The organism is Kitasatospora sp. NPDC057595, from assembly GCF_042800875.1.
Lineage (GTDB): Bacteria > Actinomycetota > Actinomycetes > Streptomycetales > Streptomycetaceae > Kitasatospora.
The window spans coordinates 44,802-60,480 of the sequence record NZ_JBHVGL010000006.1; the positions used below are offsets into that span (position 1 = coordinate 44,802).

Sequence of the window (15,679 nt, forward strand, 5' to 3'; positions counted from 1 at the left end):
GGGCCGCGCTGCCCGGCGGCGCTACCCGGCGGCCGGGCCGAGCCGGGCCAGGGTGTCGAGAAGTCGGGCCCGGCTTACGAAGACCTCGGGCGGCAGCGACACGTACAGCTGGATGGTGGTGACGCCGGGCCGGTGGTACCGCAGGATGCGCTCCCGGCACTCCTCGGGCGAGCCGGAGACGAACAGGCCGTCGACCACCTCGTCCGGCAGCGCCCGCTGCGAGCCCTCCGGGTCGCCGGCCGCCCAGCGCTCGTGGGCCTCCTTCAGCAGTTCGCCGTGGCCCAGCCACTCGTGGAACTTGCGGTAGGGCTCGCGGTTGAGGATCCAGGCCAGGAACGGCCGGGAGGCCCGGTGCGCGTAGTCGGCGTCCTCGGTGGGACAGACGAACACCTTGACCACCAGTTCCTTGCCCGGCGGCTGCGGCCCGACGGCGTCCAGCACCTTGGGCACGTCCTCGGGGAAGAGCAGGTTGGTGATCGCGCCGTCGCCCTCGTTGAAGCCGAGCTTCAGCATGCCGGGGCGCAGCGCGCCCAGGATCACCTTGACCGGTTCGACGGGCGGGTGCGGCAGCCGGTAGCCGGTGATCGAGAAGGTGTCGAAGTCCCCGGCGATGTGCTCGCCGCGCAGTGCCCGGGTGAGGAAGCGCAGGACGTCCCGGGTGCGCTTGAAGGGTTCGTCGAAGGGGATGCCGTTGATGTCGGTGACGTGCGCCGGCACGGACGCGCCGATTCCCAGCAGCAGGCGGCCGGGAGCGAGTTGGGCCAGGGTGGCGGCGGTCTGGGCGAGTACGGCGGGGCCCCTGGTGTGCACCGGGACGATGCCGGTGCCGATCCGCAGCGAGGGGGACCAGGCGGCGGTGGCGGCCAGCGGGGTGAAGGCGTCGGTGCCGCCGCCCTCGGCGCTCCAGACGTCGGTGTACCCGAGTTCCGGCAGCCGTTCGACGATGAAGCGGTGCCGGTCGATGGTCAGGCCGGGCAGTGGGAGGGTGATGCCCCACTTCGGCGGCTCGGCGCGGCGGTCGGGTGCGTGCGGGGTGGTCATCGAGCGGCCTTCTCTCGTACGGGGGTCACTACTTGCCGACCCAGACGGTGGTCAGGTCGATGAACCAGGACTGCGGCTGCACCAGGCCCTGCACCTTGGGCGAGAGGGCGCGCGGGTTGCGGTCGTTGACCACGAACAGCCAGGGCGCGTCGGCGGTCACCAGGGAGAGCGCCTGCCGGTAGTCGGCCTGCCGCTTGGCCTGGTCGGGCTGGGCGGAGGCGGAATTCAGCAGTTCGTCGACCTTGGGGTTGCTGTAGTGGCCCGTCCAGAACGGGCTCTTGGAGCCGATGAACAGCGGCAGCAGCGCCTCGGACTGGAACAGTGTGGTGGACTGCGCGATGGCGTCCGAGCCGAGCGCGACCTGGCCCTTGGCCTCGGCGCCGATCAGCGTGGACCAGTCGGTGGTGCGCAGTTCGACCTTGATGCCGACGGCTGCCAGGTCGCGTTGGATGGCCTCGGCGATCGGCACGGGCAGCAGGTTGCCGGAGCCGCCGGTGGGCACCGTGACGGAGGTGCTGAAGCCGCCGGCCACCCCGGCCTCGGCGAGCAGCGCCTTGGCCTTGGCCGGGTCGTAGCCGTAGGCGTCGCCGGCCGGGTCGTAGGCGAAGGTGGCGCGCGGGGCGGCCTGGAGGGCCAAGTCGGCGGTGCCGCGCAGCAGCTTCTCGGCGATGGCCTGCCGGTTGACGGCGAAGTTGGCGGCCTTGCGCACCCGGGGGTCGTTCCAGGGCGCCCTGGAGGTGTCGAGGATCCAGTACCAGATGTGGTCGTAGCTGTTGGTGGCGATCCGGACGCCGTCCCGCTGGAGGCTCTCGATGTCGTCGGGGTTGGGGTACTCGATCCAGTTGACCCCGCCGGAGCGCAGTGCGGCGGTGCGGGCGGCGGCGTCCGGCAGCGGCTTGACGACCAGCCGGTCCAGTTTGGGCGCGCCGCGCCAGTAGGACTTGTTGGCGGCCAGTTCGATCTGCTGGCCCTCGGTGTACGAGACGAAGGAGAACGGGCCGGTGCCGACGGGCTGCTTGGCGAAGTCCTTGGAGCCGGTCTTCCTCACCGCGGTGGGGCTGGCGATCAGGACGTGCGCCAGGTCTTCGGGGAAGTGGCCGTTGGGGTCCTTGGTGACCAGTTCGACGTGGTCGGCGTCGAGCTTGCGGTAGGTGGTGATGGAGCCCGCGTACTCCTCGGCGGCGGCGCCGATCGCGTCGGTGTAGTACTCGCTCTGCTTGTTGAGGTAGCGGTCCAGGTTGAACAGCACGGCGTCGGCGTCGAGAGGGGTGCCGTCCTGGAAGGTGACGCCCTTGCGCAGCTTGAAGGTCCAGGTACGGGAGTCCTCGGCGACCTTCCAGGACTCGGCGAGCGCGCCGGTGACGGCCGGCGGGCGGTCGGTGACGGACAGGTCGTAGCGGGTCAGGCCCTCGTAGATCTGGAAGCTGACCAGCCGCTTGCCCTCGAAGCCGGCCCCGCCGATCACGGTGTCGGGGTTGGGCAGCTTGCCGGTGGCGCCGACGACCAGGGTGCCGCCCCGGCCCTCGCCGCCGGCGGCCGGGGCCTCCGCCCCGGAGCCGCAGCCGGCGGCGGCGAGCAGCACGACGGCGGCGGCCGGCAGCGCGCCGGCTCTGGGGCTGATGCGGGCGGGGCGGTGGTGCGTCATGGCTGTTCCTTGTCGCTGGTCGGGTCGGCGGTACGGGGACGGGGAAGGGGCGGCGGAAGGGCGCGCGGTCGGGGTCTGGAGGGGCGGCGATGGGGCGACGGGACGTGCGGTTGTGGACGGGCTCCGTCGCGGGCGCCCGGGAGGACGGGCGCCGGCCCGCACCCGGCGGCCGCCAGCAGGGCCCGGGTGTACGGGTGGGCGGGGGCCGACCACAGGGTGTCGGCGCTGCCCTCCTCGACCACCCGGCCGTGCCTCAGCACCAGCACCCGGTGCGCGAGCCGGCGGACCACCGCCAGGTCGTGCGAGATGAACAGGTAGGCCAGGCCGGTGCGTTGCTGGAGTCCGGCGAGCAGGTCCAGCAGGTTCTCCTGCACCGCGGGGTCCAGGGCGGAGGTCGGCTCGTCGCAGACCACCAGGTCCGGCCGGGTGGCCAGGGCCCGGGCCACGGCCACCCGCTGGAGCTGCCCGCCGGACAGCTCCCGGGGGTAGCGCGCGGCCAGCTCGGCGCCCAGGCCGACCTGCCCGAACAGCTCCGCCACGGCGGCGCGCCGCTCCCGGCGCGGGTGCCGTGCAGGCGCAGCGCGGTGGCCACCGCCTCGCCGGCCCGCAGCGCGGGGTTGAGGGAGCCGCGCGGGTGCTGCGGCACGAACTGGAGCCGGGCGCGGACGGGTCGGGCCCGCCGCCCGCGCAGCCCGTACGGGTCCTGTCCGGCGAACCGGACGGTGCCCTCGTCGGCGGCGAGCAGGCCCAGGGCGAGCCGGGCCAGCGTGGACTTGCCGGAGCCGGACTCGCCGACCAGGCCGACCGTCTCGCCGGGTGCCACCCGCAGGCTGACGCCGTCCAGGGCGAGGGTGCCCCGGCGGAAGCCCTTGCGGACCTCGGTGATCTCCAGCAGCGGTGTGCCGGCGGCGGACTCGGCGCTCATTGGCGGCCTCCCGGTTCGGCGGCCATCAGGCCATCGGCAGCATCGGCGGCAGGGTCGGCTTCGGCATCGGCATCGGCGGCGGTGCCGGGACTCGCGCCGAGCACCTGCTCGGTCGGCCCGGTGCCGACGATCCGGCCGGCCCGCAGCACGGCCACCCGGCCGCCGATCCGGCGGGCCGCCGTCAGGTCGTGGGTGACCAGCAGCAGGGCGATGCCGCGCTCGCGGCGCAGCTCGCCGAAGAGGTCGAGGACGCGGCCCCGCACCAGCGCGTCCAGGGCGGTGGTGGGCTCGTCCGCGATCAGCAGCTCGGGTCCGCAGCAGACCGCGATGGCGATGGCCGCGCGCTGGCGCAGCCCGCCGGAGAGTTCGTGCGGGTAGGCGCGGGCTACGCGCTCCGGTTCGGCCACCCCGGCCTCGGCGAGCAGGGCGGGCACGGCCTTCCGGGCGGCCCGGCGGCCGTCGGCCCGCCGGTGGCGCAGCAGGACTTCGGCGAGCTGCGGGCCGATCCGGCGCAGCGGGTCCAGCGAGCCGGTCGGGTCCTGCGGGACGTATCCGATCCGGGCGCCGCGCACCCGGGACCAGCCCCGGGCGTCCAGGGCCCGCAGGTCGGTGCCGCAGAGCGTCACCGAGCCGCTGACCCGGGCCCCGCGCCCGGGCAGGCCGAGCACCGTACGGGCCGCGGTGGACTTGCCGCTGCCGGACTCGCCCAGCAGGACCAGCGCCTCGCCCGCATCGACGGAGAAGGAGACCCCGTCCACCGCCCGGACTCCGCCGGGGTACTCCACGGCCAGTCCGGCCACGTCCAGGACACTCATCGGCCCGCCTCCGGAAGGTGTGCTCCGCTGTCGCCGATCCGCCGGCGCAGCCGCTCGCCGAGGATGTTGAAGACCACCGAGACCAGCAGGATCACCAGGGCCGGCTGCACCGCCACCCACGGGTGGGTGAACAGGCTGGGGCGCAGCTCGTCGAGCATCGCGCCCCACTCGGCGGTGGGCGGCGCCACGCCCAGGCCCAGGAAGGACAGCCCGGCCGCGTACACCACGGACAGGCCGACCAGCGAGGCCGCGTACACCAGCACCACCGGCGCGACCACCGGCACCACCTGGCGCACCGCCAGGTCCAGCCTGCCGGCCCCGCTGACCCGGGCGGCCTCCAGGTACTCGGCGGTGCGGATGCGCCGCACCTCGGTGAAGGCCACCCGGGCCACCGCCGGGGTGAGCACCACCGAGAGCGCGAGCACGGTGGCGCCCAGACCGGGCCGCAGCAGGGTGGCCACCGCGATGGCGAGCAGCACCCCGGGGAAGGCGTACAGCACGTCGAGGGTGCGCAGCAGCGCCTGCTCGGTGACCCGGCCGCCCAGCCCGGCGGCTATGCCCAGCAGGGTGCCGGCGGTGACGGCCACCAGCACCGGTACCAGGCCGCCGACCAGCGAGGCCCGGCCGGCCCAGACCAGCCGGCTGAGCACGTCCCGGCCCTGGCCGTCGGTGCCGAGCGGGTGGCCGGGGGCGCCCGGGTCGAGCAGCCGGTCGTCCAGCGAGCCGGCCGCCGGGTCGTACGGGGCCACCAGCGGCGCGCCGAGGGCGAGCAGCACCAGCAGGGCGGCGGCCCCGGCGGAGAGCAGCAGCAGGACGTCCCGGGGGGCGCGCCGGACGGCTCCGGGCCCGACGGGTCCGGCGGGTCCGGCGGATTTGGCGGGTTTGGCGGATTTGGCGGATTTGGCGGTCAGCGTCACGGTCAGCTCCGCACGCGCGGGTCGATCGCCGCGTGCGCGGCGTCCACCAGCAGGTTGATCCCGACGAAGGCGACCGCCACCACCAGCACCCCGCCCTGGACGAGCGGCAGGTCGCGGGCGGTCAGCGCGTCGTACAGCAGCCGGCCGACGCCCGGCCAGGCGAACAGGGTCTCCACGAAGACCACGCCCTCCAGCAGGTAGGCGAGTTGCAGGCCGCCGATGGTCAGCAGGGCCGGCGAGGCGTTGTGCACGCAGTGCCGCAGCACCGCGAGCCGGCTCAGGCCGCGGGCCCGCAGGCTGTCCGCCAACTCCCCCGCCAGCACAGCGGAGAGCGCCGCCCGGAACACCTTGGCCGTCAGGCCCAGCGGTACGAGTGCCGCCGCCACGGCGGGCAGCACCAGGTGGCGCAGCAGGTCGCCCGCGCCGCCGTCGCCGAACACGTCGTGGGTGCCGCCGGCCGGCAGCCAGCGCAGGTTGACCGCGAACACCGCGATCAGCAGCAGCGCCACCGAGTACTGCGGCGCGGAGACCGCCAGCGTGCCCAGCGCGTCGCAGAGCCGGCCCAGCGGGCCGTTCGGCCGCAGCGCGCCGAGGGCCCCCAGCAGCACCCCGCCGGCCAGCACCAGCAGGAAGGCGGCGCCGGTCAGCAGCAGGGTCCGGCCGAGCGCGGAGCCGAGCAGTTCGGCCACCGGGCGCTGCGCCGAGATGGAGACCCCGAGGTCGCCGCCGGCCGCCTCGCCCAGCCAGCCGAGGTAGCGCAGCGGCAACGGCTCGTCCAGGCCCAGTCGTTCGGACAGCTCGCGGCGGGCCTCCGGCGGGGCGCCGGGCCCCAGCAGCGCGGTCAGCGGATCGCCCGGCACCAGGGCCACCGTGGCGAACACCACCGCCGTCACCCCGAGCAGGGTCGGCACCGTGAGCAGCAGGCGGCGCAGCAGGAACCCGGTCATCCGCGCACCCTTCGGGGCTGGGCCGCGCCGGGTCGGGCGGCCGTCCGGTGGTCGGCGGCGGGCATGGCGGAATTCCTTTCCGGACGGGGCCGGTGGCACCGGCGGGCGGTCTGCGGGGGACCTTCGGGGGGGGCGGCCCCGGCGGTGGGCCGGGACGCGCCGGAGCTGTCCGGGGCACGCCGGAACGGCTCGGCGCACCGGGTGGGCGGCGGAAGGTCGACGTCATGAAGATCGCGGATGGGCGGCGTTGACAGCCAGTCAGCAGTTCATGCTGTTACCCCCGGTCATAGGATCGGCCGCGCGGGGCAGCCGGCTACCGCCTCCGCCGGACCGCCGTCCCGTCCTTGACCTGCTACGAGGCCCGGAACTACCCTGGTGGCATGGCAATCCGGCGGACCGGCTTCACCCTGGTCGGTATCGGCGGCTCGTGGCACCGCAGGTGTTTCGACGAGCTGTGTCCTCGCGCTCTCCAGCGCTGACGCCGAGCCCCGACCCCGGCAGCAGCGCTCCCGCACCAGGCCCGTACGCCCCGCCGCCCGCCGTCTCCGGCCCGCGACCTCCGTACCAGGCCCCGCCGCAGCAGCCGTGCCCACGAGCCGGCCCGCCACGTCCGAGGGAACCGCACCCGCCATGCCGCAGTACGCCCCGTCGCAGTACGCCCCGTCGCAGTACGCACCCGCCCAGTACGCCCCCCAGCGCGCCCTCCCCACCGGCGCCCGGGACCCGCATCCGCACCGGGCCCCGCACCGGGGCAGCGCCCGCCGGCTCTCCCACATCGGCGTCGGCCCGGTGATCGGGGCCGAGGCACTGCACAGCGAGATCGACAACCCGCTCGACCTGATCGCCGGTCACCAGCTGCTGGCCGAACCCGGCCCGCAGCCCGCCGCACCGGCCGCCGCCTGCGACTGCGGGCACCCGGTGTGCGGCAGCGAGGAGGCCGCGGCCGGCGCCACCCGGGTCTTCCTGGTCGAACGGCACCCCGTGGCCAGTGCCGGCCTGCGGTCCGTACTGGCCACGGCGCCGGGGCTGACCGTGGTCGGCAGCACCGGTGACCCGGCCGCCGCCGTGGCCGCCGTCCGCCGGGTACGGCCGGACGTCGTCCTGCTGGGCCGGGGCGCCTCGCTCGGCGAGGACCTGGCCGCCGCCGTCGCCCTGCGCGGGCCGGAGGGCGCCCCGGACACCCGGGTCGTCCTGCTGCGACGCGCCGAGTCCACCGCCGAAGCCAGCCGCGTCCTGCTGGCCGGCGCCGTCGGCTGCTTCCCGCTGGAGCTGCCCGAGGACCGCATCATCGGCGCCGTCCAACTCGCCGCCGCCGGCGGCTCGGTCTTCCTCCCCGCTCCGCCCCCGGCCCGCGTCCACCCCGCCGGCCTGGCCGGCCAGGCCGCCGAACCGCCCCTCCAGCAGGTCGGCCTGACCGAACGCGAACGCGAAGTCCTCGCCCAGCTCGCCCGGGGCCTCAGCAACGCCGAGATCGGCCGCGAACTCGCCCTCGCGGAAGCCACCGTGAAGAAGCACCTCACCTCCGCCATGCGCAAGACCGGCCACTCCGACCGCCTCCGCGCCGCTCTCTACGCCCACCGCCACGGCCTCGCCGGCTGACCCGCCACCGACCTCAGGGGCGCGAGGAACCGCGCGCAGCACCAGACCCCCAAAGCCACACTCAACCCACCCACAACCACCCCGCTCCCACCCCAGCCACCGCGCGCCCCCGAGGGCGACCTTCGGCGCACTCCCGGTCTCCGATCGTCGCCACAAGTGGCTCCGTTCGGGGCTACTCCCCCCACCAGCCCCCTTCATACGGTTGCGACACCGCGATCCGCCGAAGGGGGTGACCCGTTGAGCACTCCGCCCGAGGGTGCCGTAGCGCCCGCGCCGGCCACCGCCGTTCTGCCGGTGGCCCGCCCCGGTCTGCCGCCCGAGCTGCCCCCGTCCCCGTACCGTTCGATGTCGGACGCCGCGCGTTCGGCGCTGTGGCGCCGCCGCCTGCACGAGGCCGAGGCCGGCCTGACCACGTTCCTGGCGTCCCGTCGGGACGAGGTCCACCCGACCGACTGGTTCGCCCTGCAGTCCGCCGTATCCGCGGATCTCCCCGAGGAGCGTTCGGCCGGCGCGCCCGAGTGGCAGCGGGTGTTCTTCCGGGGCCAGGCGCTGATGGAGCGCTTCCTGGTGTCCCGGTACGGCGAGCCGGTCAACTGCTACGACCAGAGCAGCGCCCGCGAACGGCTGCTGCGCCTGATCGACACCGCCCCCGAGCCGCACGCCGCCACCGCAGCCGGCACCGCCCCCGAGGAGGCCCGGCAGTCACCGCATCCGCCATCGAGATCCAGGCCGGCACGCCGGCCGGCTACGCCGACGCCGGCCGGCTGCGCCAGGTCCAGGACCGCACCGGATGGCCGAGGCCACCGAGCGGCTGACCCGCTTCCCCGGCCGCACCGTCCTGCACCGGGCCGACCTGACCGATCCGTACGGCTGCCGCTCTAGTCTGAGGTACGACGCAGCCCCGCCCCCCCCGAGGAGCCCACGCCATGTCATCTCCCCTCGCCAGCCAGGAACTCGGCGCGTTTCTGCGCGCCCACCGCGAGCGGCTCAAGCCCGCCGATGTCGGCCTGCTGTCCACCGCACGCCGCCGCACCCCGGGCCTGCGCAGGGAGGAGGTGGCCTCGCTCTCGGGGGTCGGGCTGGCCTGGTACACCTGGCTGGAGCAGGGCCGGGTGACCACCTCTCGGCAGGTCCTGGAGGCGGTCACCCGGGCGCTGCGGCTTGACGCGGCCGGGCTGCGGCACGCCATGCGGCTGGCCGGCTACCACGAGCCGGCCGCCCCGGCGGACGGCGCCGCCGCCCGGCTGGCCAGCGCCGTCCAGCCGGTGCTGGACTCCTGGCCGGCCAGCCCGGCCGTGCTGCTGGACCGCCACTTCGACATGCTCGGCTGGAACGCCGCCTGGGCCGCGCTCTGGGGCCCGCCGGAGGCCGTCCCCGCCGACCGGCGCAACCTGATGTGGCTGATGGCGGCCGACCGCAGGCTGCGCGGTGTGCTGCGCGACTGGGAGCCGCTGGCCATGAACGTCTTCCAGCACTTCCGCGCCCAGGCCGGCCCGGCCCTCGCCGACCCTCGCACCGGCGAGCTGTACCGCCGGCTCGACCAGGACGCACCAGAGCTGCGCCACTGGTGGGGCTGCCACTCGGTGGCCGAACTGACCGCCCGCACGGTCACCGTGGAGCCGGCCGGCGTCGGGCCCGTCCGGCTCTCGCTCTCCTCCTTCCACCCGGTGGACGACCCCTCCGCCCTGGTGCTGCTCTTCACCCCGGTCGCCGCCGAGGATCGCAGCAGGATGACCGACCTGGTGGACCGCCCGCTGCGCCCGCTGCCCGTCCAGCAGGCGGGCTGACCGCACCGCCCCGGCACGCGCCGAAGCCCGTACGGAACCCCGTACGGGCTTCGGTGCTCCCCTTCTGCGCCGCTCTCCCCGGTCGGCATGGTCGCCCTGGTGTGGGCGATCAAGCAGTTCGGCGAGGAGTCCACCTCGCCGTGCCCTCCGCCTGGACCGCCCTCGCGCTCGCCGCGCTCACCCTCACCTGGTTCGTACGGCGCTGCCTGCGCAGCGACCACCCCCTGCTCGACCTGGGGCTCTTCAAGAACCGGCAGTTCTGCGCCGACATCATCGCCGCCCTCGGTACGATCAGCCGCCGCATCGGCTCCCGTGCCGTAGTCCTCCAGGAGTTCGACCAGCCGGCCCCAGCCGTAGGCGGCCTCGAACGCGACCGGGGTGCCGATCGGCAGATCCCCGATCACCGCGAGCACCGTCTCCACGCCGTTGGGGACGTTGCGGTTGACCCGCACCGCGCCGTCCTCGTCGATCACGGCGATCTGGGACCGCTTGCGGTGCACGTCGATACCGACGTAGCAAGACACCCGGGAGTCGACACCATGGCCACCATCAACCTCGTCCGCGGCATGGGCAGCCTCTTCAAGGAGTGCGAGCACCCCGAGAGCCGGTGGCCGAGGTGCCCGCACGAGTACAAGACGAGTACAAGATCCGCTACCGCAACGCCGCCGGACGGCAGGCCGAGGAGTCCGGCTTCGCCACCCAGGACAGCACTCAGGCAAACGCTCACCATGAGGGAGTACTCGAGGAACGTCGAGGTGCCACCGCGCTGGTCGGCGAAGAGTCCGAACGATCATCCCAGGTACTGGTCGGCACCGGTCTGGCCACGCCTGATAGTTTGCGATAGCCATGGTGTTCGGGAAACCGGTCTGAGTCCGGTGCGGCCCTCGCCACTGTTGCCGCGGAGTGCCGCGGCCCTCGCTGACCGGCTCCGCCAGCGGTCAGGGCCACTGGGACGGCTCGAAGAGCCACCCGGGAAGGTCGGCTGCGGTGCGTCGATGCGGAAGCCAGGAGACCGGCCACGGCGCGACATGTTCCACGAGGGTTTTGGAGAACACGTGCCCCGCACTTTGCCGTACCCGTTTGCGTCCATACGTTCCGCACGCCCCGCAGGTCGGGTACGTGCCGGCCGGGCGGTCGCGGTCGTTCTGTTCACCGGTGTGCTCGGCGCCTGCGCGGGCGCCCCCGCGCCCGTCGCGTCCACTGCGACGGGCGGAAGTGCTGCGCCGGTCAGCGTGGACAACTGCGGGACCACTGTGACGGTCGGCGCCCCGCCCGAGCGGCTGGTGACGCTCAACCAGGGTGCCACCGAGGTGGCCCTGGCCCTCGGCCTGGAGTCCCGCATGGCCGGAACCGCCTTCCTCGACAACCCCGTCCCGGAGAAGTGGAAGGCGGCCTACGACTCCGTCCCGGTGCTCTCCAAGGACTACCCGACGAAGGAGAAGCTCCTCACCGCCCGGCCCGACTTCCTGTACGCCTCCTACTCCAGCGCGTACACCGAGAAGGTCGCGGGCACCCGGGAGGAACTGCGCGGCCAGGGCATCGCGTCCTACCTGTCCCCGTTCGGCTGCTCGGACAAGAGTCAGGTACCGCCGACCACGTGGCAGGCGATGTGGGGCGAACTGAACGACGTCGCCAAGGTGTTCGGCGTACCGGAACGGGCCGCCGCGATTCAGCGGCAGCAGGAGGACCAGCTGGCGGGGTTCACGGCGACGGCAACGGGCAAGAACCTGAAGGTCCTGTGGTTCGACTCGGACACCAAGACGCCGTACGTCGGCGCCGGCCACGGCGGACCGCAGCTCGTGCTCGACGCCGTGGGCGCCCGCAACGTCTTCGCGGACCTGCCCGGCAGCTGGCAGAGCGTGAGCTGGGAGAAGGTCGTCGCCGCGGATCCCGACGCCATCGTGCTCGCGGACGCCGACTGGGACACCGCCCAGTCCAAGATCGACTACCTGCAGGGCGACCCGGTGCTCAGCAGGCTCACCGCAGTGCAGCGCAAGGCCTTCGTGGTGGTGCCGTTCTCCGAGTCGACCCCCGGTGTGCTGCTCGCCGACGGCGCCGCCCGGGTGTCGGCGGAACTGGGCCGACTGCGCCAGGGTTCATGACCGCCGCACCCCGCCCCGCCGTGCGGCCCGCCGGTCCCGGCCGCACGGCGGGGGTCCTGGCCGCGGCCGGAGCCCTGCTCCTGACCACCGTGCTCCTCGGTCTGGCCGTGGGCTCGCAGCACGAGCCGGTCCGGACGGTGATCGAGGTCGTGGTGCGCCGTCTCGGGCTGGGCGACCCGCACGTGACGCTGTTGGACGACCAGATCGTCTGGCAGTTGCGGCTGCCCCGGGTTCTGGGAGCGGCTGCCACCGGCGCCGGCCTCGCGGTCTGCGGCGCCGTGCTGCAGACCCTGACCGGCAACGACCTGGCCGATCCCTTCCTGCTCGGGATCTCGGACGGGGCCGCCGCCGGCGCCGTCACCGTGATCGTCCTCGGCGTCGGCGTGTCCGGCGCCGTGGGTACCGGCGCGGTGGCGACGGCGGCGTTCGCCGGTGCCCTGCTCGCCGCCGTGGTCGTGCTGGCCCTGGCCGGTGCCCGCACCCGAACGCTGCCGACCACCCGGACCGTGCTGGCGGGCATCGCCGTGGGACAGATGTGCGGGGCCTACACCTCCTTCGCCGTGCTGGTCCTCGGGGACCGCAACGCGGCGCGCGGCGTCATGGAGTGGACGCTCGGCTCGGTCGCCGGCGTGCGGTGGCCCACCGCCGTCTTCCTGACCGCGGTCGCGCTGACCGGGGTCACGGTCCTGGCCTGCTCGGCCCGTGACCTGGACGCCTTTGCGTTCGGCGAGACCGCCGCGCGCTCGCTCGGCGTCCACGTCGAGCGCACCCGCTGGGTCCTGGTCGCCACCGCCGCACTGGTGACCGCCTGCCTGGTCGCCCACACCGGCGTCATCGGGTTCCTCGGCCTGGTCGTCCCGCACGTGGTCCGCCTCGTCTGCGGCCCGCGCCACGCCGTCCTGCTGCCCGTGTCGGCGCTGGTGGGCGCGGCCCTCCTGGTGGGCAGCGACATCGTGGCGCGCTCGGTCCTCCCCGACCGGGAGATCCCCGTCGGCGTCGTCACCGCCGGGCTCGGAGCACCCTTCTTCGCCTGGCTGCTGTGGCGCCAGGGCCGGGCCGACGGGAGGGGACAGTGACGGCGACGCCCCCCGTCGAGCTGCGCGCCGAGGGACTCCGGGTCCGGGTCGGCGGAGCCACCCTGCTGGACGCGGTCTCGCTCGCGTTCGCCCCCGGCCGGGTCACCGGCCTGCTCGGGCCCAACGGCGCGGGGAAGACCACCCTGCTGCGCACGGTCGCCGGACTGACCAGGCCGAGCGCCGGACGGGTCCTCCTGAACGGGGAGGACCTGCACGCGCTCACGGCCCGCCGACGGGCCCGCGAGGTGGCCTTCATGGAGCAGCAGGCGGACACCCGGCTGTCGCTGCCGGTCCGTCAGGTCGTCGAGCTCGGACGCACCCCGCACCGCGGCCGCTGGCCCGTCCCGGCGAACGCCGCCGCCGACGCCCACGAGCGGTCCGTGATCGCCGGCGCCGTCGCGGCGGCCGACGTCGGCCACCTGCTCGACCGGTCCTGGCCGACGCTGTCCGGTGGCGAGCGCCAACGGGTCCAGCTCGCGCGGGCGCTGGTGCAGGAGCCGGGTGTGCTCCTACTCGACGAACCCACCAACCACCTCGACCTGCGCCACCAGCTCGGCTTCCTCGGCACCGTACGCGGGCTGGGCATCACCACGGTGGCCGCGCTGCACGACCTCGAACTCGCCGCCGCCTACTGCGACGACATCGCCGTCCTGCGCGACGGCCGGCTGGTCGCCCACGGGCCCGGCTCCGAGGTGCTCACCTCGTCGATGATCGCGGACGTCTACGGCGTCGACGCCACCGTGGAACGGCACCCCCGGCACGACCGACCGCACATCCGGTGGAACGGACTGCTCCGCGAAAGGACAGCATCATGACCTCCCCTGTCCCGGACGCCCCCGCCCGCCGCAGCGCCGTGCTCCTGGTCGGCATGTCGATCGCGGAAGCCGTCCGCCGCGACGAGCTCCTCCGGGCGGCGGCCCCGCACCGGGCCTCGATCGCGTTCCTGCAGCAGGCGGACCCCTCCCTGTCGGCCGAGCTGACCAGACTGGCCGACGCGGGCACCGGGACCGTACTCGTGGTCGGCGTCCGCCTCGCGGCCTCCGGCCCCGCCCACTCCTGGCTCCGGCGGATCGCCGCGCACTGGTGGCACGAGCGCGCGGGTCACCGCCCCGAACTCCTCGTCGCGACCCGCCTCGCCGACTCGCCCGAGGCGGTCGCCACGGTGGCCGGGGTGACGAAGGCCGTCACCGGCGCGGAGCCCGGTCTCACGTCGGCGGCCTGGGAGGACGTCCCCGGCCACCGGCACCAGGTGCTGGTGTGCCGCGGCCCGCGCTGCACGGCCATGGGCGCGGAGGAAGGACTGCGCGCCCTGGTACAGGGGCTGACCGAGCAGGGCCTCGGCGACGACGACGTGCTCGTCACCCAGACGGGATGCCAGTTCCCCTGCAACCAGGCCCCCGTCGTCAGCGTCCAGCCCGACGACATCTGGTACGGGAAGGTCGACCCGGCCGCCGCAGACCGCATCGTCACCGAGCACCTCACCGGCGGACGACCGGTGGAGTCCCATCGGCTTCCCCGCCACCGGAAGGAGCAGACAGGCCACCACGGCTGATCACGATCACCGGCACGGGAGCGGGGTGAACCCCGTTCCCGGCCCGCGGCGATCCACCCACGGCGCGGTGAAGCAGCCTCGTCGGCATGGTCGGCCACGGCCCCGCCATTCGCCTCCTCGACCTCGGTATGGCGGCCGAACTAGCGGCGCCACCAGGTGCCGCCGCAGACCGCGTCCAGCCGCTCGTTGGTGCGTTCGTTGCCCTTCGGGGAGTGCGAGTTCCCGCCGATCCGGCGCACGGCCATCATGCTGAAGTTGAGCAGCAGCTCGGTGGGCGGCCACCTCGCCGTGCTCCGGCGACGCGCGAGGATGTCCACCAGGCGCTCGAACGGCAACGCGAGGCCGCACGGGTCGAGGAACAGGAACAGCGGCCTGCCGACCGCCGCGGCGAGGACCTCGTCCACCAGCCCGTGGACGTCGCCGTGGAACGCCCGGGCATCCACCCCTCGGGACCGGTACTCGTTCACCAGTGTTTCGAGCTGGACGAACGACTCGGCGGACCTCTCGGCGAAGAAGCACGTCCAGCGGACCTGTCCTCGGTCCTGGTGCGCTGCCGCGACCCTGAGCACACGGTCGGCCGACCCGGACTCGCCGTTGAGATAGCGTCCCTCTCCCGCGTACCCGTCCAGGTAGACCACTTCACCCCCCGGTGAGCCGGTCATTCCGCCGAACTTCGGTATGTACCGGCTCAACAGGTCGTGCTTGAACCGGCTGGGCAGCGCCGGCGCGGTCCAGCACTCCCCCGAGGTGCCCTTCGACATCCGTCCCTCCCGGCCCGAGACCCGCACGACTCGTCGACCGTTCCAGGGTGGGCGAGCCGCAGCCCGTCCGTAAAGACCGCCGTCCGGTCCAGTACCACGTGCGACAGCCGACTCACCGGTGGTCAACGCGGTTCCGGCCGCTCCGGCTCGGCCGACGGGGCCACGCGGCGTCACTTCCCGGGCGTGTCGGAGCGTCCGGACGACGCGGCGCCGGCCGGCAGTGCCGCACGGATGTCACCGAGCAGCTCGGAGAGCCCGCGACCCGGATCCATCCGGTCCTCCAGGTCCGCGAGCAGCTCGGCGGGAAGCTCCGCCAGCAGCTGCTCCACCTCCCTCAGCAGCCCGCGCCCGTGGCGCAGCTCCTGTTTCATCCGGGCGACCAGGGTCTGCAGGCCCCCGACCCGGCGCCGGTTGGCCTCCAGCCCGTCGTACTGCTCCGGGGACAGGACGACGACCTGCACCCCGTCCACGGTCTCCGTCCGGGGCTTCCCGGCCTTCGGCATGGTGATGAC

Annotated in this window: 16 protein-coding genes, 1 pseudogene and 1 riboswitch; of the genes and pseudogenes, 8 read left to right on the forward strand and 9 right to left on the reverse strand. The window is 74.4% G+C overall.

What is annotated here, in order from left to right; translation table 11 throughout:
- Positions 1-21: 21 nt before the first annotated feature.
- The 7 genes and pseudogenes from ACFU9E_RS11865 to ACFU9E_RS11895 form a co-directional block, all read right to left on the reverse strand.
- Positions 22-1,041 (reverse strand): LLM class F420-dependent oxidoreductase, encoded by a 1,020-nt coding sequence (locus ACFU9E_RS11865; RefSeq protein ID WP_380682639.1) that lies wholly within the window; start codon positions 1,039-1,041, stop codon positions 22-24.
- Between the two features lie 28 nt (positions 1,042-1,069).
- Positions 1,070-2,686 carry an ABC transporter substrate-binding protein gene (locus tag ACFU9E_RS11870; RefSeq protein WP_380682638.1) on the reverse strand — a complete coding sequence of 539 codons (1,617 nt, stop codon included), beginning with the start codon at positions 2,684-2,686 and terminating at the stop codon, positions 1,070-1,072.
- Positions 2,683-3,225 carry an ATP-binding cassette domain-containing protein gene (locus tag ACFU9E_RS11875; protein WP_380682637.1) on the reverse strand — a complete coding sequence of 181 codons (543 nt, stop codon included), beginning with the start codon at positions 3,223-3,225 and terminating at the stop codon, positions 2,683-2,685. Before ACFU9E_RS11875 ends, ACFU9E_RS11870 begins: the two co-directional genes overlap by 4 nt.
- A gap of 116 nt (positions 3,226-3,341) precedes the next feature.
- Positions 3,342-3,611, reverse strand: a pseudogene (locus ACFU9E_RS11880) (ATP-binding cassette domain-containing protein); the annotation flags it as partial.
- Positions 3,608-4,426 carry an ABC transporter ATP-binding protein gene (locus ACFU9E_RS11885; protein WP_380682636.1) on the reverse strand — a complete coding sequence of 273 codons (819 nt, stop codon included), beginning with the start codon at positions 4,424-4,426 and terminating at the stop codon, positions 3,608-3,610. The gene ACFU9E_RS11885 and the pseudogene ACFU9E_RS11880, both read right to left, overlap by 4 nt.
- Positions 4,423-5,343 (reverse strand): ABC transporter permease, encoded by a 921-nt coding sequence (locus ACFU9E_RS11890; protein ID WP_380682635.1) that lies wholly within the window; start codon positions 5,341-5,343, stop codon positions 4,423-4,425. Before ACFU9E_RS11890 ends, ACFU9E_RS11885 begins: the two co-directional genes overlap by 4 nt.
- A gap of 2 nt (positions 5,344-5,345) precedes the next feature.
- Positions 5,346-6,290: an ABC transporter permease gene (locus ACFU9E_RS11895; RefSeq protein WP_380682634.1), complete on the reverse strand. Its 945-nt coding sequence runs from the start codon at positions 6,288-6,290 to the stop codon at positions 5,346-5,348.
- A gap of 630 nt (positions 6,291-6,920) precedes the next feature.
- Between ACFU9E_RS11895 and ACFU9E_RS11900 the strand changes: the two genes are divergently transcribed.
- The 8 genes from ACFU9E_RS11900 (at position 6,921) to ACFU9E_RS11935 (ending at position 14,406) form a co-directional block, all read left to right on the forward strand.
- A complete protein-coding gene (locus ACFU9E_RS11900; RefSeq protein ID WP_380682632.1) occupies positions 6,921-7,889 on the forward strand; it encodes a LuxR C-terminal-related transcriptional regulator in 969 nt (322 codons plus the stop codon).
- Between the two features lie 237 nt (positions 7,890-8,126).
- Entirely contained in the window at positions 8,127-8,771 is a 645-nt protein-coding gene (locus tag ACFU9E_RS11905) for a hypothetical protein (protein WP_380682630.1), read from the forward strand.
- Between the two features lie 44 nt (positions 8,772-8,815).
- A complete protein-coding gene (locus ACFU9E_RS11910) occupies positions 8,816-9,676 on the forward strand; it encodes a helix-turn-helix transcriptional regulator (RefSeq protein ID WP_380682629.1) in 861 nt (286 codons plus the stop codon).
- Positions 9,677-10,283: 607 nt separating this feature from the next.
- Complete coding sequence (locus ACFU9E_RS11915) at positions 10,284-10,520, forward strand: hypothetical protein (protein ID WP_380682628.1); 237 nt, start codon at positions 10,284-10,286, stop codon at positions 10,518-10,520.
- Positions 10,507-10,712, forward strand: a riboswitch (cobalamin riboswitch). Its footprint overlaps the gene before it by 14 nt.
- A 217-nt stretch (positions 10,713-10,929) precedes the next feature.
- The gene (locus ACFU9E_RS11920; protein WP_380714941.1) at positions 10,930-11,778 is read left to right on the forward strand and encodes an ABC transporter substrate-binding protein; all 849 of its coding nucleotides are present in this window, start codon (positions 10,930-10,932) and stop codon (positions 11,776-11,778) included.
- Positions 11,775-12,854, forward strand: a complete 1,080-nt coding sequence (locus ACFU9E_RS11925) for a FecCD family ABC transporter permease (RefSeq protein ID WP_380714943.1) — start codon at positions 11,775-11,777, stop codon at positions 12,852-12,854. Before ACFU9E_RS11920 ends, ACFU9E_RS11925 begins: the two co-directional genes overlap by 4 nt.
- Positions 12,851-13,669, forward strand: coding sequence for an ABC transporter ATP-binding protein (locus tag ACFU9E_RS11930; RefSeq protein ID WP_380684129.1), 819 nt, complete (start codon positions 12,851-12,853; stop codon positions 13,667-13,669). Before ACFU9E_RS11925 ends, ACFU9E_RS11930 begins: the two co-directional genes overlap by 4 nt.
- The gene (locus ACFU9E_RS11935) at positions 13,666-14,406 is read left to right on the forward strand and encodes a ferredoxin (RefSeq protein ID WP_380684130.1); all 741 of its coding nucleotides are present in this window, start codon (positions 13,666-13,668) and stop codon (positions 14,404-14,406) included. Before ACFU9E_RS11930 ends, ACFU9E_RS11935 begins: the two co-directional genes overlap by 4 nt.
- Before the next feature lie 140 nt (positions 14,407-14,546).
- Here ACFU9E_RS11935 and tcmP read toward each other — a convergent pair whose 3' ends face one another.
- Together tcmP and ACFU9E_RS11945 are read right to left on the reverse strand one after the other, a co-directional pair.
- Positions 14,547-15,167, reverse strand: coding sequence for a three-Cys-motif partner protein TcmP (tcmP, locus tag ACFU9E_RS11940; protein ID WP_380684131.1), 621 nt, complete (start codon positions 15,165-15,167; stop codon positions 14,547-14,549).
- A gap of 170 nt (positions 15,168-15,337) precedes the next feature.
- A complete protein-coding gene (locus ACFU9E_RS11945; RefSeq protein WP_380684132.1) occupies positions 15,338-15,670 on the reverse strand; it encodes a hypothetical protein in 333 nt (110 codons plus the stop codon).
- Positions 15,671-15,679: the final 9 nt, after the last annotated feature.

Bases quoted from the DNA above. Each gene is read 5' to 3' on its own strand.
- ACFU9E_RS11865 (WP_380682639.1), bottom strand. From the start codon at position 1,041: ATGACCACCCCGCACGCACCCGACCGCCGCGCCGAGCCGCCGAAGTGG.
- ACFU9E_RS11870 (WP_380682638.1), bottom strand. From the start codon at position 2,686: ATGACGCACCACCGCCCCGCCCGCATCAGCCCCAGAGCCGGCGCGCTG.
- ACFU9E_RS11885 (WP_380682636.1), bottom strand. From the start codon at position 4,426: ATGAGTGTCCTGGACGTGGCCGGACTGGCCGTGGAGTACCCCGGCGGA.
- ACFU9E_RS11895 (WP_380682634.1), bottom strand. From the start codon at position 6,290: ATGACCGGGTTCCTGCTGCGCCGCCTGCTGCTCACGGTGCCGACCCTG.
- ACFU9E_RS11900 (WP_380682632.1), top strand. From the start codon at position 6,921: ATGCCGCAGTACGCCCCGTCGCAGTACGCCCCGTCGCAGTACGCACCC.
- ACFU9E_RS11910 (WP_380682629.1), top strand. From the start codon at position 8,816: ATGTCATCTCCCCTCGCCAGCCAGGAACTCGGCGCGTTTCTGCGCGCC.
- ACFU9E_RS11925 (WP_380714943.1), top strand. From the start codon at position 11,775: ATGACCGCCGCACCCCGCCCCGCCGTGCGGCCCGCCGGTCCCGGCCGC.
- ACFU9E_RS11935 (WP_380684130.1), top strand. From the start codon at position 13,666: ATGACCTCCCCTGTCCCGGACGCCCCCGCCCGCCGCAGCGCCGTGCTC.
- tcmP (WP_380684131.1), bottom strand. From the start codon at position 15,167: ATGTCGAAGGGCACCTCGGGGGAGTGCTGGACCGCGCCGGCGCTGCCC.
- ACFU9E_RS11945 (WP_380684132.1), bottom strand. From the start codon at position 15,670: ATGCCGAAGGCCGGGAAGCCCCGGACGGAGACCGTGGACGGGGTGCAG.